Below are 23432 nucleotides of genomic sequence, written 5' to 3' on the forward strand. Positions count from 1 at the left end.
GGCGTGCCGCGCCGCCGGCCGTCGCGCAGCGGCTCGGCCGGATTCGCCCGAGCCGCATCGGCACCGGCGAATCGGAGGGCTTCCGGCCGGGCGTGCCCGCGTTGACGCATTTCCCGGCCGACGCATGGCGCCACGCGATCGACCGCGCGCTGCGCCGCGCCGGCCGCGACCTGCTCGGCTATGGCGACCCGCTCGGCGAGCGCGCGCTGCGCGAATCGATCGCGCGCCACCTGGCCGTGACGCGCGGCGTGCGCTGCGATCCCGAGCAGATCGTGATCACGGAAGGTGCACAGGGTGCGATCGCGCTGTGCGCGCAGTTGCTGACGAACCCGGGCGATACGGTGTGGGTCGAGGAGCCCGGCTATCGCGGCGCGCGCACCGCGATGCAGGCGGCCGACCTCGACGTCGTGCCGATGCCGGTCGACGCGGAAGGGTTGCGCGCGGATGCGGACGACTGGCGCGAGCGGACGCCGCGCCTCGTCTACACGACGCCGTCGAACCAGTTCCCGACCGGCGCGGTGCTGTCGATCTCGCGCCGGCTCGCGCTGATCGATGCCGCGCGCCGGCATCGCGCGTGGATCATCGAGGACGACTACGACAGCGAATTCCGTCACACCGGAGAGCCGATCGGTGCGATGCACGGGCTCGCACCCGATTCGCCCGTCGTCTATCTCGGCTCGTTCAGCAAGACGATGTTTCCGGCGCTGCGGATCGGTTTTCTCGTGCTGCCCGATGCGCTGCTGGCCGCGGTGCGGCCGGTGCTGCCGGAGATGCTGCGCGGCGGGACGCGCCACGTGCAGCTCGCGCTGGCCGATTTCATCGAGACGGGCGAGTACGGCCGCCATCTCGGCCGGATGCGCCGGCTGTATCGCGACCGGCGGCGGTTGCTGCTGGCCGCGCTCGACGGCAACCTGAGCGTGCCGCATGAGATCGAGGGCGGGCCGTGCGGGCTGCATCTCGCGCTGCGGCTGCCCGCGCGCTACCGCGATCGCGCGATCGTCGACGCGGCGCGCGAGCACGGCATCGGGCCGTTTCCGCTGTCGGGATTTTCGATCGATGCGGCATCGGCGGGCAACGGGCTCGTGCTCGGCTTCGGCAACACGTCGGCCGACGCGTTCGAGCCGATGTTGCGGTTGCTGTCGGCGATCGCGGAGCGGGTGGGCGGAGATTGAGGGCGGGGCGGGCACTGGAAAACCAACCCGTCGCCGGTGATTTTCGCTACCGTATTGCCTCCGATTTCCCCTTCTTTTCCTGATCGAACGTGCTCACGCCTTACAGATTCTTTGCGCTCGCCGGTACCGCATGCGCGTTGCTGGCGACCGCTGCCGCCCATGCGCAGTCCACCCAGGACGGATTCATCTGCGATACCGACAAGCATCACATCGTGATCGACCGCGCCGCGAACGGCACGCTGAACTACCGGGCCTGGAACAAGCCGCACTCGGTCGATCGCAAGCCGGACGTCGAGTTGCACGGCGGCACGGAGGAAACGGTCGGCACCGACCCGTGCGTCAATACCGACTGGACGTTCAAGCGCGGCAATGTCGAGTATTTCGTGTCGGACAACGCTCGCTGCTCGGAAGGCAAGCCGCCGCGCAATGCGAACGGGATGGTCGTCGTGTCGATCAACAAGGAATTTGCGGCGCGCTACTGGTGCATCAAGTAGGCGTCGCGCTACGCGACCTCAATCACCAATCGACCGAATGACCTTCGCCGGATTGCCGCCCACCAGCGTATTCGGCGGCACGTCCCGCGTGACTACGGCCCCTGCGCCGATCACCGCGTTTTCGCCCACCGTCACGCCACCGATGACCGTTGCGCCGGCACCGATCCACACGTTGCGCCCGATCGCGATCGGCTTCGCGACGACGGCGGCACGCCGCTTCGACGGTTCCAGCGGATGGCCGGACGTGATGAGGCTCACGTTCGGCCCGATCATCACGTCGTCGGCGATGTCGAGCCCGCCGAGATCGTAGAACGTGCAGTTCTGGTTGACGAATACGTTGCGGCCGACCGTGATGTCGGGCCCGCCGGTCGTATAGAACGGCGGAAGCAGCAGAAAGCTGTCGTCGACCGGCTTGCCGATCAGTTCGCCGAACAACGCGCGGACTTCGTCCGCATCGTCGAACGACAGGCGGTTGAGGCGGGCGGTGAGTGCCATCGCGCGTTTGACGTTCGCGAGCATCGTCGCCGATTCGGGCGTTCGTCGGGGAATGAGGAGGGTGCGGTCGTCATGCGGCATGCACGGGGATCCTGTCGGTCGGCATTCACTGTTCCGGGTTGACGCTGCGTTGTCTCGCTGCGCGGCCCGCTTCTGGAAGGCCGGTAGCGGCAAGCCGGCAGCCGTCAACGAGCCCGTTTTTCGTACAGCGGCCAGACGCGACAACCGGGGCCCGGAGCCCGGCTCCCGGTACGGCCCTGCGCGGATGAAGCCATGCGACCCGCAGCACGCGCATCACCTTGCGTTGTCGCGTTCGAGCCGATGTTGCGGATGCTGACGGCGATGGCGGCGAAGGTGGGCGGGGATTGATGCGCGGGTAACCTTACCCGTTGCCGGTGATTTCCGCTACCGTATCCCTTTCGATTTCACTTCGGGATTCCGACAAGAGAATTGCGTCATGAATGTGCGAACTGGCTCGGTGATAGCCGTCGTTCGTCTGGCCGTTTTCCTGGCTGCCTGCGTGACGGGAGCCGGGTGCTCTCGCGCGACGGATCATGCGGATCCGCAAGCCGCTACGGCGGCCGATGAGGCCGGGATCGGGCTGAAGCTGAACGCGCTGAACTACACGGACGTGCCGATCGGTACCTTCTATGTCGACGGTACCTGGGGCGGGAATGTGGCCGCCCGTATCGGCAGCGCCGGCGGCGGCATCACATGCTGTGTGTCCGTTCCGGAACAATGGCGCCAGGGATTGACGGTCGATGTCGAATGGCGCAACGACGAGATGTTCAAGCGCGATCCGCATGCACTGGCTAGCCGGGTCGTGCCGATCGAGCCGTATGGTTCGTTCTCGGACGGTTATCTGTGGATCGTGTTTTTCCCGGGGGACAGGATCAAGGCATACGCGTCTCCGTGGCTGCCGGGCGCACCGGAATTTCCCGAAGGATTGCAGGTCCCGGGCAAGGCGTGTCCGGGCCACTTCACGGTATTGAACAGCAGCCGTGACTGTCCGACACCGGACAAGGGAATGGCGGGGGCGGCGAGATGAATGTTCGTGTTGCGGCCGCCGGGCGGCCCGATGCCGGCGTAGCGATTCCCGGCGTGCAGGATGCGATGCCTCGCGGGCTTCATGACGACGACAAAAATGCTGCCCGGCGCGGGAGCGGTGAAATGAAAGTGCAGGTCATCGGTCTGTTGCTATGTTCCATTCTTGTCGGCGCGAGCCATGCGCAGGCGCCGGTATCGGGAAGCGTCACGAGCGCGGATGAAAGAGCCGCAGCCATTCGGCGTGCCTTCAGCCCGACCGCGCGTGTCGACGCATTCAAGTCGCACATCGATTTCGACCGGAAGTTCGCGACCGACGATGGCCGGAAGATCGTCGCGTTCGACTGGGGCAAGCTCGCGACCCAGCGCGTCCCGGGTTTGAAGGCGCTGAAGATCGAGCATTTCGAACAGCCTGTCGACGAAACCGGGCCGCTCAAGGATTTCCGGATGTTTGTCTTCAACGGCCGGTTCAACGGAGCACGCGTGTCGATCACGGTTGCGCAGGCCAAGGATCGCTTCAAGGCGGCGGATTACTTTCTCAACGAGACAACTTCGCCGACGATCTCGTACGTGCCGTTCGAGACGAATCCCGATCCGCTCGGAAGCGTGTCGGTCCAGAGTTCGATCCCCGGTCCCGGACTCGGACTCGTGTGGATCTACAAGAACCTGTGCCTGGTCGTGTCAGGGGCGCCCGCCGGCGCGGTCCGGGATCTGAGTCGACGCCTGCAAACGCTGGCGGAAGCCCACACGATCGATTCGATGTGATGGCGGGCGATCGCTCGCCTCCCGGAGATCGTCGGCCTCCACGGCGAGCGAAGCTCGACGTCGCGCGCATCCATGGCGCCGCCTGACACGCACCGCCCATCGCCATGCACGACAATCGGACTTGTGCGGATTGACGAACCGCGCACTTTGTTCGAAACGAACGCCGTCGCGGCTCCGCGCGTGATGCGCCGCCCCGTATTCGGGTTTCGATTCGTATGTTCGAACAGGCCGCTTGGACTATAAATGGATGCGTGTACCGGGGCTTGTCGGGCGCCTGCGCGTCTCGCGCATGTCGGCGCCGTGACTTCCCGGGGGAGGTGCACCGTGGTTCGCCAGACGCTTGCTCGCGCCGTGCTTCGCACCGCGTTGATCGGGGGCGTGTTTGCCGGGTGTTTGCTGCCCCCGCCGGCCGTCCTCGCCGGAACGGTCTCGCCGCCTGTCACGCCACACCCGATGAAGCAGCGGCCGGCTGCTGCGCCTTACGCGATGCCGGTCGATTTTCCGGCGATCGTCGACCGCTACGGCCCGGCGGTCGTGACCATCATGACCGCCGCGCCCGACCAGCAGGCCGGCGGCCCGTCCTTCGCAATCCTCGATCCCGACGATCCGCTCGCCGCGTTTTTCCGGCACGACGCGCCGCCGCCCGCGCAAGGCTCGCAGGCGCCGGCACCGGCGCCTGCACCCGACACGTCGCCGCGCGCGGTATCGGGCAGCGGCTCGGGTTTCATCGTCAGCGCCGACGGCCTGATCCTCACGTCGGCGCACGTGGTCGACGATGCGACCGACGTGACGGTACGGCTCACCGACCGCCGCGAATTCAAGGCGACGGTGCTGGCCGTCGATCCGCAAAGCGACGTCGCCGTGCTGCGCGTCAACGCGACGAAGCTGCCGTTCGTCCGTGTCGGCGATTCGTCGAAGGTGCGCGCGGGCGAACCGGTGATGACGATCGGCGCGCCGGACGGATCGGGCAACACGGTCACGGCCGGCATCGTCAGCGCCACGTCGCACCGGATGCCGGACGGCAGCGCGTTTCCGTTCTTCGAAACCGACATCGCGCCGAACCCCGACAACTCGGGCGGCCCCGTATTCAATCGCGCGGGCGACGTGATCGGCATCGCGGTACAGGTCTATACGGGCGCGGACCGCTACGCGAGCACGACGTTCGCGATCCCGATCGCGTTTGCCGCCAAGGTGCGTGCGCAACTGCAGAAGCAGATGCAGGCGCAACAGCCCCAGGCGCCGGACGCGTCGTCCGGCAACGCGCTCGGCGTCGACGTGCAGGATGTCGGCATCGGGCTGGCCGCGGCGTTCGGGCTGCCGCGGCCGGCGGGCGCGCTCGTCAACGGCGTCGCGCCCGGTTCGCCGGCTGCCGCGGCCGGCGTGAAGCCCGGCGACGTGATCGTGAAGCTGGGCGACAAGACGATCGGCCGCTCGGCCGAACTGAACGACCTGGCCGCCGCACTGCCGCCGGGCCAGAAGGCGCCGCTGCGGCTGATCCGCAACCGCGCGCCGGTGATGCTGACGATCACGGGCGCCGACGAGGCCGCCGGCAACGAGGGCCCGGCCGTCGGCACGGCCGCGCCGAAGGCGGCCGCACGACCGGGGCCGGGAGCCGGGGCGGGCGACGGCGGCGACCGTCTCGGGCTGACGATGCATGCGCTGAGCGACGACGAACGCCGTTCGACGGGGCTCGCGGTCGGGATGATGGTGGATGCGGTGCACGGCCCGGCAGCCAGCGCGGGGATCCAGCCGGGCGATGTCGTGCTGGAACTCAACGACAAGCTGCTCGAGACGCCCGACGACGTGCAGTCGCTCGAAGCGACCGGCGGCAGCGTGATCGCGGTGCTGATCCAGCGTAACAACGCACGGAAGTTCGTGTCGGTGCGTGCGCGTTAGGGCGTTGACGCGTCCGCCATCGTCCGTCTACGATCATCCGATATTGCACGTAGTCAGCCAGGCATTCAGGAGCCATCCGGCATGAAAACAGCACGCTTCATCGTCGTAGTCAGCAGGCGCAGGGTCCGGTAGCGGCACCGCGCCGGCACCCATGCGCCCCCGACTCGTTCGGGGGCTTTTTTTTGCATTGCGCACGGCCGTGCGGCACGTGCGCGGAGGGCATCCGCTTGCAATCGAACCTGCCGATCGCTTCCGAACGGGCGTCGCCGAGATACGCGACGCTGATCCTGCTGTGCGCGTGCTCGGTATTGCCGCTGAGTCTGTTCCTGCCGTCGCTGCCGGCGATCGCGCGCGACCTGCGCGCCGACTACGCGCTCGTCGCGCTGTCGCTCGGCGGTTACGCGGCGGTGGCCGCGTCGCTCGAGTTTGTAATGGGACCGCTGTCGGACCGGTTCGGGCGGCGGCCGGTCGTGCTGGCGAGCGTCGGCATGTTCGCGCTCGGCTCGCTCGGCTGCGCGATGGCGACCGATATTCGCGCGTTTCTGGCATGCAGGCTGATGCAGGCGGCGATCACGTCGGTCTATCCCGTGTCGATGGCGACGATCCGGGACACCGGTGGCGGTACGCGCGCGGCGAGCCGGATCGGCTATGCGGCGATGGCGGCCGCGTTCGCGCCGATGCTCGGCCCGACGCTGGGCGGCGCGCTCGATCAGACCTTGGGCTGGCGTGCGAGCTTCTGGCTGCTCGGCGCGGCGGGCATCGCGCTGTTCGTCTGGTGTGCGTTCGATCTCGTCGAAACCCACGCGAACCGGTCGTCGAGCCTCGGGCAGCAGCTTCGCGCGTATCCGGCGCTGCTTCGTGCGCGCCGCTTCTGGGCCTATGCGCTCTGCATGGCGTTTTCGACCGGCTCGTTCTACGCGTTCCTGGCCGGCGCGCCGCTCGCCGCGCAAACGGTGTTCGGTATCGCGCCCGCGGAGATCGGCTTCTACATGGGAACCATCACGGCCGGCTTCGTGTGCGGCAGCTTCCTGGCCGCGCGTTACGCGCGTCGCTACGCACTGGCCACGACGATCCTGTGCGGACGGGTCGTCGCGTGCGCAGGGCCGTTGATCGGCCTCGCGCTGATGTTCGGCGGCGCGACGCAGGCGATCGCATGGTTCGGGCCGTGCGTGCTGGTCGGCATCGGCAACGGGCTGACCAATCCGGGTGCGCATGCCGGCGCGGTGTCGGTGCGCCCGGAACTGGCTGGCAGCGCGTCCGGGCTGGCCGGCGCGATGACGATCGCCGGTGGCGCCGCGCTTTCGTCGTTGACGGGCGCGGTGCTGACGGCCGGCAACGCGGGCTATGCGCCGCTGGCGATGATGCTGCTGTCGGCCGCGATCGCGCTGGCGGCGGCCGTCTGCGTGCGGGTGTTCGACGCGCGGGACGTTGGGCGGTGAACGCAGGCGTGGTATCGCGCCGCGTGGAACCGGGGGCTGGTGTGGGCACCGCTACCGTGTCGCGGGCGATTGGCGGACAATCGGCCGGACACCGGGAGACGACGAACCCGCCGCGCACCGAGTGCTCCCCGGCGCGCGAAGGGCGACTGGACGAGGATGGGATGAGCGACTTTTCTGATTTCCAGCGGGAAATTGCCGACGCCGCGCGAGCGACATTCCGGGCGCTGCGGGCGCAGCACCCGGACGAGCATTTCTACGCGTTCGCGCTGTACACCGACAGCGGCGCGATGACGGTGGTGCCGGCGGCCAATTCGGTCGAGGGGCTGCGCCGGATCCGCGAGCAACAGGCCGTTCCGGACGACGACCCGTGGTATGCGTGGGGCTTTTCCGAATGGGCGTATGCGGCGGCGGAAGCGTCGCCGTTCAATGCGATCTGCGGCAAGCTCGCCGATGACCTGCTGAGCCCGCAGTTTGTCCGGTCGAGGTTCTCGGAATTTTCGCGACAACTGCACGCGGAGATGATCGGAGCATTGCGCCTGCTCGACCGCGAAGGCCTGTTCGGCACGGGCGACGAAAGGGCGGCGATCACGCTGTTCGTGTCGATCAGCGACGACGACGCTGCCGAGGCACTCGAAAACGAATCGGCGAAAGCGCTGAATCCGCCGGCCGTCGTCGACGCATTCCTGCGCCGCTACGACTGACGGCGATCGGGATATCGCACGGCGGCCCGAGGCGGGCGGCCGCCATGCGTACAGCGTGAGTTACGGCTTACGGCTTCGCGCCCACGACGAACTCGAACGTCGCGACGCCGTCGACGCCGCCCGTGACGCGGTCACCGGGCTGCAGCGCGCCGACGCCGGCCGGCGTGCCGGTGAAGATCAGGTCGCCGGCCTTCAGCGCGACCGAGCGCGACACATACGCGATGACGTCGGGAACGGCCCAGATCATGTCGGCCAGGTCGCCTTGCTGGCGCGTTTCACCGTTGACCGCGAGCCAGATGCGGCCCGTCGCCGGGTGGCCGGTGGCTGACGCCGCGCGCAGCGCGGTCACGGGGCCCGATGCGTCGAAGCCCTTCGCCCAGTCCCACGGACGGCTCAGCTTCTTCGCTTCGGCCTGCAGGTCGCGGCGCGTGAGGTCGACGCCGACGCCGTAGCCCCATACGTGCGACAGCGCGTCGGCCGGGTCGATCGACCGGCCGTCCTTGCCGATCGCGACGACTAGCTCGATTTCGTGATGAAGGTCGTTCGTCAGCGGCGGATAGGCGACGGTGCCGCTGGCCGGGACGATCGCGTCGGCCGGCTTCGTGAAGAAGAACGGCGGCTCACGGTCGGGATCGGCGCCCATTTCGCGCGCGTGGTCGGCGTAGTTGCGGCCGACGCAGAAGACGCGGCGCACCGGAAAGCGCGCGGACGACTGTTCGACTTCGATGGAAGGACGCTCGGCAGCGTCGATGACATATTCGGACATCGGATGGCCTCGTTCGGTGGGAAGACGGATGCGGCGCCCGTGCGGCGCACGGGCCGGCATGCGTGCAACGATACCCGACGCCCGTCCGGCCGGATGCGACGCAACTGCGTTTTACCGGGACAAAACTACGCGTCGGCGGCTGCCGGTGCGTCGTCGCCGTCCGGCAGCGCGGCATTCGCGTCGCGATACGCCTTCGGCGATACGCCGACCCGCGCGCGGAAGCGTCGCGCGAAATACCCTTCGTCGCGGAAGCCGACCGAGCGTGCGATGTCCGCGATGCGCCGGCTCGTGTGTGCCAGCAGCGACTGCGCGAGCGCGATCCGGCGCTCGGTCACGAGATCGGTGAAGGTGCTGCCGGTTTCCTTGCGGACCAGGTGCGCGAGGTAGTTGGGCGACAGGAACGCGGCCTCGGCGGTCGCGGCGAGCGTCAGGTCCTCGCGGGTCAGGTTGGCGCGTACATGCCGCAGCACGCGCGCGAGCGCGTCGCGCCGGCCAGCGCGCTGGGCGCCGCGCTGCGCGAGCTTGTCGAGCGCACCCGCGTACTGCGTGCAGACGAGCCCGATCAGTTGCAGCAGGTAGCCGCGCAGCAACGTGGTCGAGCCGAACGTGCGCACGCGATCGGTGTCGAGCATGCACAGCGCGAGGCGGCGCGCTTCGTCGTAGGTGTCGCCGGTCAGGATGAAGTCGAGGTGTTCCTGAAAGCGGAACGGCGTCAACTCGGGAAAGCGGTGCGCGGGCACGTCCTCGAGATCGAGCGGGTCGACGTCGAGATCGGCGCGCAGGAACGCCTGGCTGAAGTTGATCACGATGAAGTGCGCACCTTCCGGATGCGGGATCAGGTGCTCGCGGTGCGGCAGCACGAACGCGAGCGCGCCGCGCGGAAACGGCCGCGTGACACCGCCGATCCGCTGCTCGGTGTCGCCGCCGAGATTGAACTGGATCTGGAAGTACGCGTGCCGGTGCGGCTCGGTGATCGCCTGGCGCGACGCCTGGTCGCGGATGTAGAAGTCGAGCCGGTCGCTGCGTTCGGGCATCCCGTACAGGCGCGGCGGGGCGGTGGAGGGCATGAAGGATTCTGCTGTTCGTGACGCGGTTGAGCCGCGATGGTACAGCGAACCGGGCGCGACGGCGATCTGTGCGGCCGTGCGGCTTGGCCCGGGGTCGGTCGCGGCGTGCCGCGCGTCGGTCGTGCTTTCGGGGGAAGCCGGGATAACGGGCACGCGGACTGCCGCCGCCGCCCAGCCCGCTTGCCGTGCCGACCGGCGCGAGCGTCTCCACCTTCGTCGCGCGGTTCGATATCAGTGATCGGGCGATGGCGCTGGCTGGCGCCGGCGCGCCCGGATCCTACCGGGCAACCAGCGGCGCGACCCGGCGCCGCAGCTCGGGCACGACCTCGGCGTCGAACCACGGGTGGTGCTTGAACCACGCCTGGTTGCGCGGCGACGGATGCGGCAGCGGCAGCACGTCGGGGCCGTAGTCGCGCCATGCGTGCACGGTGTCGGTCAGCGTGGCCTTGCGCGTGTCGCGCAGGAAATGCCGCTGCGCGTACTGGCCGATCAGCAGCGTGAGCCGGATCGACGGCAACTCGGCGAGCAACCGGTCGATCCACAGTGGCGCGCATTCGGGGCGTGGCGGGTTGTCGCCGCTTGCGCCGCGGCCCGGGTAGCAGAAGCCCATCGGCACGATCGCGAAGCGCGTCTCGTCGTAGAACGTGTCGGCGTCGACGTCGAGCCAGCCGCGCAGCCGCTTGCCGCTTGCATCGTCCCACGGGATCCCGCTCGCATGGACACGTGCGCCCGGCGCCTGCCCGACGATCAGGATCCGCGCGTCGCGATGGGCACGCACGACCGGGCGCGGGCCGAGCGGCAGGTCGGCTTCGCAGACACGGCACGCGCGGATTTCAGTGAGCAGCACGTCGAGCGGCGCGCGCGAGGGTTTCGGCATCGATTCTGAGCGGGGACGGAGTGGTCATGCGGCGTCGCCCGGGGGCGCGTGCCGGTCGCCGACAGGCGACCCGGACAAGCATGGCGCGGGCGCGCGCGCCGCCGGCATCACGCGGCCCGCATCACGCCCGCGACGGGCCCGCTGCGCCGCTTTCGGCGACCGCAGCATCATACAACGCAGTTTGCGCGATCGCGCGGGCGATCCCCGCGTCGTCGTGCGAACCGTCGAGCATGCCCCAGCGCCGGTACTGGGACAGGAACCACTCGCCTTCGCGCGGATCGGGGCGGTTCACGGCGCCGCCGTCGTGGAAGCGAATCGGCAGCGGCGGTACGGCGAATGGCCCCGAGCCGTAGTCGCCGAGCAGGCGCGGCGCGATCAACCGGGCCGGCACGCCGAGCGCGTCGGGCGACGCGAGCCAGTCGGCCACGTCGCGACGGTGCGCGGCGCTGTCGAGCCACGCGCAGGCATCGACGAGCGTGCGGATCAGCGCGCGGGCCGTGGCCGGGTACAGCGCGACGAAATCGCGCCGGGTCGCGAGCACTTTCTCCGGATGATCGGGCCAGATCTCGCTCGTGACGGCGACGGTTCGCCCCGCGCCGCAGGCGTCGGCCACCGCATGCCACGGCTCGCCGGCACAGAAGCCGTCGAGCTCGCCGCCGGCCAGCGCGGCCACCATTTCGGGCGGCGGGATCACGACGCTGCGCACGTCGCGCAGCGGATCGACGTCGTGCGACGCGAGCCAGTGGTTCAGCCACATCGCGTGCGTGCCGGTCGGGAACGTCTGCGCGAGGAGCGGCTTGCGGCCGAGCGTCGCGAACGCGTTGCGCACGCTGCCGCCGGCGCGATACGCGTCGGCGAGACCGCGCGACAGCGAGATCGCCTGGCCGTTGCGGTTCAACACCATCAGCGCGGCCATGTCGGCCTGCGGGCCGCCGATGCCGAGCTGCAGCCCGCAGACGAGTCCGTACAGCGCATGCGCGGCGTCGAGCTCGCCGCTCAGCAGCTTGTCGCGCACGGCGGCCCACGAGGGCTGGCGGCTGAGTTCGAGCGTGAGACCGTGCCGCGCGCCGAGGTTCAGGCGCTGCGCGACGATCAGCGGGGCCGCGTCGCTCAGCGCGACGAACCCGAGGCGAAGATGCGCGCGTTCCGGCGCGACGGGAAGTGAAGTATCCATAGCGGTCATGACTGGGGTGACGCGTCGAGCAGTTGTCGCGCGACGTCGACGATGCGCAGGCCATGATCCATCGCACGCTTGCGCAGCGCCGCATACGCGTCGTGTTCGGACAGCTTGCGCTGGTCCATCAGCAGGCGCTTCGCTCGGTCGATCAGCTTGCGCTCCGCGAGTTCGCGCTCGACGTCGGCCAGCCGGCGGCGCAGCGCATCGTCGTGGGAAAAGCGGGCGAGCGCGACTTCGAGGATCGGCGCGAGGCGCTCGGCCGACAATCCTTCGACGAGATACGCGCTGACGCCCGCGCCGACCGCCGCGCGAATCAGCGACTGGTTCGCGTCGTGGCTGAACATCAGCACGGGGCGCGGCGCGGTGGCGTGCATGACCGCGAGCTGCTCGAGCGTGTCGCGCGACGGCGAATCGGTATCGATGATCACGACGTCGGGATGCTGCTCCTCGACGGCGGCCGGCAGGCGCGCGGGCGTCGCGACGTCGTTCAGCATTTCGTAGCCGAGGTGCGCGAGCGCGTCGCCGAGCTCGCCGATCGGCTTGTCGGTATCGGTGACGAGCAGCACGCGCAGGCGGGCGGAGGAAGCAGGCGTACTCATGACGCGAACGGCGGCGGCGAAATCGTGGCGCGATGCCCGGATCGGGGGCGGTGGCCCCGCGCGCGCATCGGGTCAGTGCCGGGCGCGATGGCCCGGCGGCCGGTGCCGCTGTCTTCATGATAGGTGGGCGGCCGGTGCCGCGTGGTGTCGCGCATGCTATGCGGCCCGGGACAAGGCCGTTTCGAGCGCGGCGCCCGCGTCCGGCACGTGCTGCACGGCCGCTTCGCCGATCGCGCCGCCGACGAGGATCACGGCCGGGCTGCCGAGCCGCGCTTCGTCGATGCCGCGCGCGAGATGGCCGAGCGTGCCGGTCCAGCGGCGTTCGTCGGGCGTGCCGGCCCATTGCACGGCTGCGGCCGGCGTCGAGGGCGGCAGCGCGGCGAGCAGGCCGGCGGCGATGCTGTCGACGCGGCTCATCCCCATGTAGATCGCGAGCGTGGTGCCGGTCGCAGCGAGACGTGCCCAGTCGGGCTCGCCGTGGTCCTGACGGTGCGCGGTGACGAACGTGACCCCGTGGCAATGCTCGCGATGCGTGAGCGAGATGCCGAGGCTCGCGGCGGCGGCGAAGCCCGACGAGATGCCGTTGACGATCTCGACCGGAATCGCGGCGGCGCGCAGCGTCGCGAGTTCTTCGCCGGCACGCCCGAACAGCAGCGCATCGCCGCCTTTCACGCGTACCACGTGCGCACCGCGCAGCGCGTAGCGGCACATCAGCTTCTCGATGAATGCCTGCGGCGTGGAGCGGCAGCCGCCGCGCTTGCCGACGCGGATCACGCGTGCCTGCGGCGCGAGTTCGACGATGCCGGGCGCGACCAGATCGTCGAGCAGCAGCACGTCGGCAGCGGCCAGCGCCTTCGCGGCCTTCAGCGTGAGGAGATCGGGATCGCCGGGGCCGGCGCCCAGCAGCGTGACTTTGCCTGTCGTCATGTCGTGTTCCTGTGCCGCCTGCATGCGGCGGTCGATAGCGCGTTGTCTGCGCGGCGGCGGCGGCGGGCGGTCGAAACGCACCGGCATCCAGCCGTGCCGCGCACGGAGGGACACCGTTGTCCTGATCGGCCCGCCGGTAAGACGGGCATGGTTTGCGGGGACTGCCCACCGGCGCCGTTGCCGGTGTCATGCATCGAGTTCAGCAATATCCGGGCCAACCGGCATGGCACGTCGTGCCGGCACGGCGGGAACGGCGCGCACCGCGCCGCACGAGGGCCCCGCGCGTGCATGCAGCCGCCGCGCGCGGGCAACCGCAATGCCGCATCGGCGTGCATCGTGCCCCGTCAGCGCGCACCGCGATGTCGCACGGCGACAGTGCTGCAGCGCACCACATCTGTGCCTCGCTGCATCACGGCGCATCGCGCGCCACGTGTCGCCGCGCGCCGCACGACAGCCGGCGAGCCTTGCTCGACGGGGCTGCGGGCTTGATTCGCATCAACATGGCACGGCGTTTGCGTTAGGAGGTTCGGGCGGATCAACGGCGATTCGTCCGGCAGTACCGATTACTAGACGCGCCCGGCAACGGGCTTCATGGGCAACGGCGTCCTACGCATCGGGTCTCGACGAGACCGGGTGCGCAGGACGCCGTTTTTCGTTTGGCGGATGACATGACCGACAAAGCTACCCGTATCGATCTCTTCAGCTTCCGCACCGCGCCGATGCGCGCGTTCCACCTGACGTGGATGGCGTTCTTCGTGTGCTTCTTCGCGTGGTTCGCGTGCGCGCCGCTGATGCCGCTGATCGCACGCGAATTTCATCTGACGGCGGCCCAGGTCGCCAACATCAACATCGCCGCGGTGGCCGCGACGATCGCCGTGCGGCTGCTGGTCGGCCCGCTGTGCGACCGCTTCGGCCCGCGCCGAGTGTACGTCGGCCTGTTGCTGCTCGGCGCGATCCCGGTGTTCGCGGTGTCGTTCACGCACGACTACCTGTCGTTCCTGATCTGCCGGCTCGGCATCGGCGCGATCGGCGCGGGCTTCGTGATCACGCAGTACCACACGTCGGTGATGTTCGCGCCGAACGTGGTCGGCACCGCGAACGCGACGACGGCCGGCTGGGGCAACGCCGGTGCAGGTGCCACGCAGGCGCTGATGCCGCTGCTGGTCGCCGCCGGCCTGATGCTCGGTGTCGGCGAGGATTCGTCGTGGCGCATCGCGCTGGTCGTGCCGGGCGTCGCGATGCTGGCGATGGCCTGGGCGTACTGGCGCTTCACGCAGGATTGCCCGCAAGGCGACTTCGTCGCGCTGCGCAAGGAAGGCGTGACGGTCGACAGCGGCAAGAAGGGCGGCTGGGCGAGCTTCGTCGCGGCCTGCGGCAACTATCGCGTGTGGATGCTGTTCGTCACGTACGGCGCGTGCTTCGGCGTCGAGGTGTTCATCCACAACATCGCCGCGCTGTACTACGTCGATCACTTCAGCCTGTCGCTGAAGGACGCCGGTTTCGCGGTCGGCCTGTTCGGGCTGCTCGCGCTGTTTGCCCGTGCGCTCGGCGGCTGGCTGTCCGACAAGATCGCTGCGCGCCGTAGCCTCGACGTGCGCGCCGCGCTGCTGTGCGCGCTGATCGTCGGCGAAGGGCTCGGGCTGATCTGGTTCTCGCATGCGCAAAGCATCGGCGTCGCGCTTGTCGCGATGCTCACGTTCGGCCTCTTCACGCACATGGCCTGCGGCGCGACCTACGCGCTGGTGCCGTTCATCGACCGCAAGGCGCTCGGCGGCGTCGCGGGGATCGTCGGCGCGGGCGGCAACGTCGGCGCGGTGGCCGCGGCCTTCCTGCTGAAGGGCGTCGGCGATGTGCAGCACACGCTTAGCCTGCTCGGCCTCGCCGTCACCGCGACCGCACTGTGCGCGATGGCCGTGCGCTTCAGCGAAGAACACAAGGCACGCGAAGCCGAGTTGCGCGACCGCGCACTGGCTGCCAGCAGCGCCGCGAACTGATCGACCGAAGGAAACGTCACCATGAAACTCATCGTCATCGGCCACGGCATGGTCGGCTACAAGCTCCTCGAATGCATCGCAGCGGAAGCGGGCGCGCTGCAGGTCACCGTGCTCGGCGAGGAACCGCGCCCGGCCTACGACCGCGTGCACCTGTCCGAATTCTTCGCGGGCAAGTCGGCGGACGACCTGTCGCTCGTCGAACCCGGCTTCTTCGAACGTCATCCGCAGTTCGACCTGCGCCTGAACGCGCAAGTCGCGTCGGTCGACCGGGCCGCGCATACGGTCACGCTCGCGTCCGGCGAAACGCTCGCGTACGACAAGCTGGTGCTCGCGACAGGTTCGCGCCCGTTCGTGCCGCCGATGCCGGGGCACGATCGTGACGGCTGCTTCGTGTACCGGACGATCGAGGATCTCGAAGCGATGCAGGCGTGCGGCACGCACGCGAAGCGCGGCGTCGTGGTCGGCGGCGGGCTGCTCGGCCTCGAATGCGCGAAGGCGCTGCGCGACATGGGGCTCGACACGCACGTCGTCGAATTCGCACCGCGGCTGATGGCCGTGCAGGTCGACGACGGCGGCGGCCGGATGCTGCGCGCGAAGATCGAGGCGCTCGGCGTGACCGTGCATACGGGCAAGAACACGCTCGAGATCGTCGATGGCGAGGAAGGCACGCACCGGATGGCGTTCGCCGACGGCTCGCACCTCGACGCCGACATGATCGTGTTCTCGGCCGGCATCCGCGCACGCGACGAACTGGCCCGCGCATGCGGGCTCGACATCGGCCCGCGCGGCGGCGTCGCGATCGACGACGCGTGCCGCACGAGCGACGCCGACATCTACGCGATCGGCGAATGCGCGGCCTGGAACGGCATGGTGTACGGCCTCGTCGCCCCCGGCTACGACATGGCGCGCGTGGTCGCGAAGCAGCTCGGCGGCGATGCGAACGGCGAGGTCGAGGCCGCGTTCGCGGGCGCCGACATGAGCACGAAGCTGAAGCTGATGGGCGTCGACGTCGCGAGCATCGGCGACGCGCACGGCACGACGGCCGGCAGCCGCACCTACCAGTACGCGGACGAGCGCCGCCAGGTCTACAAGAAGCTCGTGGTGTCCGACTGCGGCAAGTTCCTGCACGGCGCGGTGATGGTCGGCGATGCTGCCGAATACGGCACGCTGCTGCAGATGATGCTGAACCGCATCGAGCTGCCGGAGTCGCCGGAATTCCTGATCCTGCCGTCGTCGGACGGCGTCGCGAAGCCGGCGATCGGTGTCGAAGCGCTGCCCGCGGCCGCCCAGATCTGCTCGTGCAACAACGTGTCGAAGTCGCAGATCTGCACGGCGGTCGCCGACGGCGCGACGAGCCTCGGCGCGCTGAAGACGTGCACGGGCGCCGGCACGTCGTGCGGCGGCTGCGTGCCGCTCGTCACGCAGATCATGAAGGCCGAGATGAAGAAGCAGGGCCTCGCGGTCAACAACCATCTGTGCGAGCACTTCCCGCATTCGCGCCAGGAGCTGTTCCACCTGATCCGCGTCGAGCGCATCACGACTTTCGACGAACTGCTCGCGAAGCATGGCCACGGCCTCGGCTGCGACGTGTGCAAGCCGGCGGTGGCGGGCATTCTCGCGTCCTGCTTCAACGAATTCGTGCTGAAGAAGGAGCACGCCGGACTGCAGGATTCGAACGACTACTACCTCGCGAACATCCAGCGCGACGGCACGTACTCGGTCGTGCCGCGCATGCCGGGCGGCGAAGTCACGCCGGAAGGGCTGATCGCGGTGGGCCAGGTCGCGCAGAAGTACGGGCTCTACACGAAGATCACCGGCGGCCAGCGCGTCGACCTGTTCGGCGCGCGCGTCGAGCAATTGCCGTCGATCTGGGAAGAACTGATCGCGGCCGGTTTTGAATCGGGCCACGCGTACGGCAAGGCGCTGCGCACCGTGAAGTCGTGCGTCGGGTCGACGTGGTGCCGCTACGGCGTCGACGATTCGGTCGGTCTCGCGATCGACCTGGAGAACCGCTACAAGGGGCTGCGCGCACCGCACAAGATCAAGTTCGGCGTGTCCGGCTGCACGCGCGAGTGTGCGGAAGCGCAGGGCAAGGACGTCGGCATCATCGCGACCGAGAAGGGCTGGAACCTGTACGTGTGCGGCAATGGCGGGATGAAGCCGCGCCACGCGGAACTGCTCGCGTCCGATCTCGACCGTGCCACGCTGATCCGCTACATCGACCGCCTCCTGATGTTCTACGTGCGCACCGCCGACCGGCTGCAGCGCACGAGCGTGTGGCGCGACAACCTCGAAGGCGGGCTCGACTACCTGATCGACGTCGTCGTGCACGACCGGCTCGGGATCGGCGCCGAACTCGAAGCCGACATGCAGCACGTGGTCGACACCTACGAGTGCGAATGGAAGAAGGCCGTGACGGATCCCGACACGCGCAAGCGCTTCCGCCACTTCGTGAACAGCGACGCGCCGGACACGACCATCGAATTCGTCGAGACGCGCGGCCAGATCCGGCCTGCGACGCCCGGCGAACGCGCGGGCGGCAAGCCCGTGTCGATTCCCGTCGTGGCTGAAGGCGTGACGCAAGCCGCAACCGAACCCGCAACCGTTTGACCCTGACCGACACCAGCGTCTTTTCCAAGGAGCCCATCATGAACGATCGTCTTCCGCTGTCCTGGACCCGCGTGTGCCCGCTCGACGACATCGTGCCGAACACCGGCGTGTGTGCACTCGTCAACGGCGAGCAGGTCGCGGTTTTTCACGTCGCACATGCTGAAGAAGGCGGCGTGTTTGCGATCGACAACGTCGATCCGGTATCGCAGGCGGCCGTGATGTCGCGCGGGCTGATCGGCAGCCTCGGCGAGCGTGTCGTCGTCGCGTCGCCGCTGTACAAGCAGCATTTCGACCTGCGCACCGGCGAATGCCTCGAGGCGCCCGAGCAGTCGGTGAGCGCGTATCCGTCGCGGGTCGAGGACGGCTTCGTGTGGATCGCAGCCTGACCGCCCCGGAGCGCGCATGACCGCCACCCCCGTCAAGAGCGTGTGCCCGTACTGCGGCGTCGGCTGCGGGATGGTGCTGCACGTCGAGGAAGGCGAAGTCGTCAAGGTGTCCGGCGACTCCGACCATCCGACCAACTTCGGGCGGCTGTGCACGAAGGGCTCGTCGGCGCACGTTGCGCTGCGCCGCTCGGGGCGGCTCGACCGCGCGTTCGTGCGCCGCGCGCGCGAGGACGACCTGGTGCCGCTGCCGGCCCGCGACGCGATCGCCGACACCGCGCGCCGCCTGCGCGCGGTGCTCGATACGCACGGGCCCGACGCGCTGTCGTTCTACGTATCGGGGCAGATGTCGATCGAGGCGCAGTACCTCGTCAACAAGCTTGCGAAGGGCTTCGTCGGCACCAACAACATCGAGTCGAACTCGCGCCTGTGCATGGCGAGCGCGGGCACCGGCTACAAGCAGTCGCTCGGCGCGGACGGCCCGCCCGGGTCGTACCAGGACTTCGACCGCGCGAACCTGTTCTTCGTAATCGGCGCGAACATGGCCGACTGCCATCCGATCCTGTTCCTGCGGATGATGGATCGCGTGAAGGCCGGCGCGAAGCTGATCGTCGTCGATCCGCGCCGCACCGGCACGGCCGACAAGGCCGACCTGTTCCTGCAGATCCGGCCGGGCACCGATCTCGCACTGACCAACGGGCTGCTGCACCTGCTGCACGCGAACGGGCGGACTGATGCCGCGTTCATCGACGCGTACACCGAAGGCTGGGACGCGATGCCCGCGTTCCTCGCCGACTACACGCCCGAGCGTGTCGCGGCGATCACCGGGCTCGCGGAAGCCGACCTGCGCACGGCCGCGCAGTGGATCGGCGACGCGCAGGAGTGGATGAGCTGCTGGACGATGGGGCTCAACCAGAGCACGCACGGCGTGTGGAACACCAACGCGATCTGCAACCTGCACCTCGCGACGGGCAAGATTTGCCGCACCGGCAGCGGGCCGTTCTCGCTGACCGGCCAGCCGAACGCGATGGGCGGGCGCGAGATGGGCTACATGGGGCCCGGGCTGCCCGGCCAGCGCTCGGTGGCGTCGGACGATGATCGCCGTTTCGTCGAGAACCTGTGGCGCGTGCCGGCCGGCACGCTGCGCAAGGAGACGGGGCAAGGCACGGTCGACATGTTCGCGCGGATGGCTGCGGGCGACATCAAGGCATGCTGGATCATCTGCACGAACCCGGTCGCCACGGTGCCGAACCGGCAGAACGTGATCGCCGGCTTGCAGGCCGCCGAGCTCGTGATCGCGCAGGACGCGTTCCTCGATACCGAGACCAACCGCTACGCGGACATCCTGCTGCCGGGCGGGCTGTGGGCCGAGGGCGACGGCGTGATGATCAACTCCGAGCGCAACATGACGCTGATGCGCGCGGCGGTCGCGCCGCCGGGCGACGCGCTGCCCGACTGGCGCATCGTCGCGGAAGTCGCGCGCGCGATGGGTTTTGGCGATGCGTTCGACTATGCGTCGGCGGCCGACGTGTTCGACGAGATCGTCCGCTTCTCGAATCCGGCGACCGGCTACGACCTGCGCGGCGCGAGCCACGCGGCGCTGCGCGACGGGCCCGTGCAATGGCCGGTTGCGCCGGGCACCGCGCGCGAGCGGCACCCGATCCGCTATCTGAACGACGGCGTGAGCCAAACGCTGCGTCCGGCCGCCGACGGCGACGATGCACCGCGCCTCGCGTTCCCGACACCGTCGGGCAAGGCGCGCTTCTTCGCGCGGCCGCATGTCAATCCGGCCGAGCTGCCCGACGACACGTTCCCGATCGTGCTGAACACCGGGCGGCTGCAGCATCAATGGCACACGATGACGAAGACGGGCAAGGTCGCGATGCTGAACAAGCTCAACCCGCGCCCGTTCGTCGAACTGCACCCGGACGATGCGAGCGCGCTCGGCATCGCCGCGAAGGACAGCGTCGAGATCCGCTCGGCGCGCGGCCGCGCGGTGCTGCCGGCTGTCGTGACCGAGCGCGTGCAGCGCGGTAACTGCTTCGCGCCGATGCACTGGAACGATGTGTACGGCGACGACCTGTGCATCAACGCGGTGACGAATGACGCGATCGATCCCGAATCGCAGCAACCCGAATTGAAATATTGCGCGGTCGCGCTGCGACGCGTCGAGACCGATGCGTTCGCATCCGCCGACGACGAGACGACGCAACCCGATGCACGCGCCGACGACGCGCGGCCCGCGCCGGTGCTGGCGCAGGCGACTGCTTCACAGGAATCCGACATGGCAGATATCGACACTTTCGCGGCCGCGCTCGGCGTGGCCGATCTCGCGCCGCCGCCGTTGACGGACACCGAACGGCTGTACGTGGCCGGGCTCGTCAGCGGGCTGAAGGCGAGCGCCGGCCGGCGCGAGGGCAGCGTGCCGGTGCTGCCGGCTGGCGCGCCGCTCACGCCGCCGGTGCGGTTCTGGCTCGACGGGATGCTCGCGGGGCTGTTCAGCCGCGCGCTGCCGGCGAGCTTGCCGGGTGCCGCGGCGCCCGCGCTGCCGGCCGATGCCGGCGCGTCCGGTGGCGTGCGGATCGTGCGCACGCGGCCGAAGGTCGTGCTGTTGTGGGCGTCGCAGACCGGCAACATCGAATCGCTGACCGAGGATTACGCGACGCAGCTGATGAACGCGGGCTTCGAGATCCGTACCGCGTGCATGTCCGACTATCCGCTCGCTTCGCTCGCCGGTGCGCAATACGTGCTGTTGATGACGAGCACGTTCGGTGACGGCGATGCACCCGACAACGGCAGCGAATTCTGGGAAGCGCTGCAGGCCGGCAGCGCCGCGCGCCTCGACGGCGTGCACTTCGCGGTGCTCGCATTCGGCGATCGCAACTACGACCAGTTTTGCGGCCACGGCCGCCGGCTCGACGCGCGGCTCGCGGAACTCGGCGCGGCGCGTCTCTGCGCGCGCGTCGATTGCGACGTCGAATTCCAGCGCGACGCCGACCAGTGGCTCGAACGCGTCGTCGCGCGGATCAAGGAGGCCGATGCCGCGCTGCACGCGGTGCCGTCCGGCGGGATGAGCCCGTCGGGACTGCTGCCGACGAAGGCGCATCCGGCGCCGTCGAAGCTCGTCGCGAACCTGCGGCTCAACCGTCCGGGCGCGGCGAAGGACACGCGCTACGTGTCGCTGTCGACCGAAGGCGCGAACCTCGAATACGAAACCGGCGACGCGCTCGGCGTGTGGCCGACCAACTGCCCGGAACTGGTCGACGAACTGCTGTCCGTCACCGCGCTGAAGGCCGATGCACCCGTGTCGGTGGCGGGCGTCGGCGACGTGCGCCTCGGCGACGCGCTCGCGCGTCACTTCGACATCACGCGCCCGCATCCGGACACGCTCGCCTTGATCGCGTCGCGCAGCGCGAACGGCGCGCTGAAGTCGCTGCTCGGCGACGACCGCAAGGGCGACCTGAAGCAATGGCTGTGGGGGCAGCAGCTCGCGGATGTGCTGCACGAATTTCCGGTCGAGCTGTCGGGCACGGAACTGGTCGGGATGCTGAAGCGCATGCAACCGCGCCTCTATTCGATCGCGTCGAGCCCGAGCGCGCACCACGGCGAGATCCACCTGACCGTGTCGGCCGTGCGCTATCACAACGGCCGGCGCGCGCGCAAAGGCGTTGCGTCGACGTTCCTCGCGGATCGCGCGGACGACGGCCGCGTGCCGGTGTTCGTGCAGAAGTCCGCGCATTTCCGGCCGCCGGTGAACGGCGACGTGCCGATCGTGATGGTCGGCCCCGGTACCGGCGTCGCGCCGTTTCGCGGCTTCCTGCACGAACGGCAGGCGCGCGGCGCGCGTGGGCGCAACTGGCTGTTCTTCGGCGAGCAGCACGCACAGACCGATTTCTACTACGGCGACGAACTGGGCGCGATGCACGACAGCGGCTTCCTGACGCGGCTCGACCTGGCGTTCTCGCGCGACCAGGCCGACAAGATTTACGTACAGGACCGGATGCGAGAGCAGGGCGCGGAGCTGTTCGCGTGGCTGGAGGAAGGCGCGCACTTCTACGTGTGCGGCGATGCCGCGCGGATGGCGAAGGACGTCGACACGGCGCTGAAGGCGGTGGTCGCCGAGCACGGCGGCATGTCGGACGAGGCCGCGAACGACTACGTTGCGCGGCTCTCGAAGGCGCGCCGCTACATGCGGGACGTGTACTGAACGCGCGAGCGGCGGCGTGCCGTCCGCCGCTCCGCCGGCGGGTTACTGCTGCCGCTCCCACGCGCGTGCCTGTTCGGCGCGCACGAACGCTTCCGACGATTTCGGCAGCAGGTTGCGGAACGCGCCGCCGTCGCTGTCGATCACGTCGACCATCTTCGCGATCATTTCCTCCGGATCGTGCTGTTCGAGCGGGAACGTCAGCCGCTCGGGCGTCACGGTGTGCGCGGCCGGATCGCGCCAGCGTCGCGCCGTTTCCATCATCCGGTCGTTGAAGCCCGTGCTGTACGGGCCGGGGTTCACGACCGCGACCTTGATTCCGTGCGGGGCGAGTTCCGCGTGCATCGCCTCGGCGACCGATTCGATCGCGTGCTTCGACGCGCAATAGGCGCCCGTGAACGGCCCCGTGATCAGGCCTGCGATCGACGACACGAACACGATCTTGCCGTGCCGGCGCGCGAGCATGCCGCGCGCGATCTGCTGCGTGAGTTCGAGCGGCCCGAACACGTTGACGTCGAACAGCTCGCGGACGATCTCGACCGGCAGGTCCACCAGCGCGCCGGCTTCGCCGACGCCCGCGTTGTTCACGAGCACGTCGATATCGAGATCGGCCGCGCGGGCGCGATCGTGAGGCGACGTCACGTCGAGCTTGATCGCGCGCAGCGCCGTGCCGCGCTGCGTGGCGGCGGCCGTCAGTGCGTCGATTTCGGCGGTGACGCGTACGCCGGCCGTCACGTCGTGACCGCGTTCGGCGAGGCGCAGCGCGACTTCGTGGCCGAAGCCGGTGCCCGCGCCGGTGATGAGGATGCGTTTCTGTGCCAT

At 69.3% G+C, this 23432-nt stretch carries 19 protein-coding genes; 11 read left to right on the top strand and 8 right to left on the bottom strand.

Annotation, left to right across the window (positions count from 1 at the left end; all coding sequences use genetic code 11):
* Both pdxR and BDO18943_RS30070 read left to right on the top strand, forming a co-directional pair.
* Positions 1-1172 (top strand): MocR-like pyridoxine biosynthesis transcription factor PdxR (gene pdxR, locus BDO18943_RS30065; RefSeq protein WP_175025134.1); only part of this gene is annotated, 1172 nt, incomplete at its 5' end.
* An 89-nt stretch (positions 1173-1261) separates the two neighbouring features.
* The gene (locus BDO18943_RS30070) at positions 1262-1666 is read left to right on the top strand and encodes a hypothetical protein (RefSeq protein WP_235996226.1); all 405 of its coding nucleotides are present in this window, start codon (positions 1262-1264) and stop codon (positions 1664-1666) included.
* An 18-nt stretch (positions 1667-1684) separates the two neighbouring features.
* Here the strand turns inward: BDO18943_RS30070 and BDO18943_RS30075 are convergent, their stop codons facing one another.
* Complete coding sequence (locus BDO18943_RS30075) at positions 1685-2242, bottom strand: sugar O-acetyltransferase (RefSeq protein ID WP_043191096.1); 558 nt, start codon at positions 2240-2242, stop codon at positions 1685-1687.
* A 376-nt stretch (positions 2243-2618) separates the two neighbouring features.
* Between BDO18943_RS30075 and BDO18943_RS30080 the strand changes: the two genes are divergently transcribed.
* The 5 genes from BDO18943_RS30080 (at position 2619) to BDO18943_RS30100 (ending at position 8006) form a co-directional block, all read left to right on the top strand.
* Positions 2619-3209 (top strand): DUF3304 domain-containing protein, encoded by a 591-nt coding sequence (locus tag BDO18943_RS30080; RefSeq protein WP_175025135.1) that lies wholly within the window; start codon positions 2619-2621, stop codon positions 3207-3209.
* A 122-nt stretch (positions 3210-3331) separates the two neighbouring features.
* The gene (locus BDO18943_RS30085; RefSeq protein ID WP_175025136.1) at positions 3332-3970 is read left to right on the top strand and encodes a hypothetical protein; all 639 of its coding nucleotides are present in this window, start codon (positions 3332-3334) and stop codon (positions 3968-3970) included.
* A 324-nt stretch (positions 3971-4294) separates the two neighbouring features.
* The gene (locus BDO18943_RS30090) at positions 4295-5866 is read left to right on the top strand and encodes a trypsin-like peptidase domain-containing protein (protein WP_175025137.1); all 1572 of its coding nucleotides are present in this window, start codon (positions 4295-4297) and stop codon (positions 5864-5866) included.
* Positions 5867-6093: 227 nt separating this feature from the next.
* On the top strand, positions 6094-7305 hold the full coding sequence (locus BDO18943_RS30095) for an MFS transporter (RefSeq protein WP_175025138.1): 1212 nt from the start codon (positions 6094-6096) through the stop codon (positions 7303-7305).
* 161 nt (positions 7306-7466) lie between these two features.
* Entirely contained in the window at positions 7467-8006 is a 540-nt protein-coding gene (locus BDO18943_RS30100; protein WP_175025139.1) for a DUF4303 domain-containing protein, read from the top strand.
* Between the two features lie 67 nt (positions 8007-8073).
* Here the strand turns inward: BDO18943_RS30100 and BDO18943_RS30105 are convergent, their stop codons facing one another.
* From BDO18943_RS30105 to cobA, 6 genes are all read right to left on the bottom strand, one after another.
* The gene (locus tag BDO18943_RS30105; protein WP_175025140.1) at positions 8074-8772 is read right to left on the bottom strand and encodes a fumarylacetoacetate hydrolase family protein; all 699 of its coding nucleotides are present in this window, start codon (positions 8770-8772) and stop codon (positions 8074-8076) included.
* 125 nt (positions 8773-8897) lie between these two features.
* Positions 8898-9839, bottom strand: a complete 942-nt coding sequence (locus tag BDO18943_RS30110; RefSeq protein ID WP_043191084.1) for a helix-turn-helix transcriptional regulator — start codon at positions 9837-9839, stop codon at positions 8898-8900.
* Positions 9840-10116: 277 nt separating this feature from the next.
* On the bottom strand, positions 10117-10716 hold the full coding sequence (locus BDO18943_RS30115) for a uracil-DNA glycosylase family protein (protein WP_175025141.1): 600 nt from the start codon (positions 10714-10716) through the stop codon (positions 10117-10119).
* A 121-nt stretch (positions 10717-10837) separates the two neighbouring features.
* Positions 10838-11890: a CmpA/NrtA family ABC transporter substrate-binding protein gene (locus BDO18943_RS30120; protein WP_175025142.1), complete on the bottom strand. Its 1053-nt coding sequence runs from the start codon at positions 11888-11890 to the stop codon at positions 10838-10840.
* A gap of 5 nt (positions 11891-11895) precedes the next feature.
* Positions 11896-12492 carry an ANTAR domain-containing response regulator gene (locus BDO18943_RS30125; protein ID WP_175025143.1) on the bottom strand — a complete coding sequence of 199 codons (597 nt, stop codon included), beginning with the start codon at positions 12490-12492 and terminating at the stop codon, positions 11896-11898.
* 156 nt (positions 12493-12648) lie between these two features.
* The gene (cobA, locus tag BDO18943_RS30130; RefSeq protein WP_175025144.1) at positions 12649-13419 is read right to left on the bottom strand and encodes a uroporphyrinogen-III C-methyltransferase; all 771 of its coding nucleotides are present in this window, start codon (positions 13417-13419) and stop codon (positions 12649-12651) included.
* A 668-nt stretch (positions 13420-14087) separates the two neighbouring features.
* Here cobA and BDO18943_RS30135 point away from each other — a divergent pair.
* From BDO18943_RS30135 to BDO18943_RS30150, 4 genes are read left to right on the top strand one after another with little or no spacing between them, the layout of a single operon-like run.
* Positions 14088-15413: an MFS transporter gene (locus BDO18943_RS30135; protein ID WP_175025145.1), complete on the top strand. Its 1326-nt coding sequence runs from the start codon at positions 14088-14090 to the stop codon at positions 15411-15413.
* A gap of 21 nt (positions 15414-15434) precedes the next feature.
* A complete protein-coding gene (gene nirB, locus BDO18943_RS30140; protein WP_175025146.1) occupies positions 15435-18023 on the top strand; it encodes a nitrite reductase large subunit NirB in 2589 nt (862 codons plus the stop codon).
* Between the two features lie 38 nt (positions 18024-18061).
* Entirely contained in the window at positions 18062-18409 is a 348-nt protein-coding gene (nirD, locus tag BDO18943_RS30145) for a nitrite reductase small subunit NirD (RefSeq protein WP_011354949.1), read from the top strand.
* 16 nt (positions 18410-18425) lie between these two features.
* Positions 18426-22613, top strand: a complete 4188-nt coding sequence (locus BDO18943_RS30150; RefSeq protein WP_175025147.1) for a bifunctional nitrate reductase/sulfite reductase flavoprotein subunit alpha — start codon at positions 18426-18428, stop codon at positions 22611-22613.
* 42 nt (positions 22614-22655) lie between these two features.
* On the opposite strand, the gene BDO18943_RS30155 is transcribed toward BDO18943_RS30150, so the two are convergent.
* Positions 22656-23432, bottom strand: coding sequence for an SDR family oxidoreductase (locus tag BDO18943_RS30155; RefSeq protein WP_175025148.1), 777 nt, complete (start codon positions 23430-23432; stop codon positions 22656-22658).

Source organism: Burkholderia aenigmatica (genome assembly GCF_902499175.1).
GTDB classification, from domain to species: Bacteria; Pseudomonadota; Gammaproteobacteria; order Burkholderiales; family Burkholderiaceae; genus Burkholderia; species Burkholderia aenigmatica.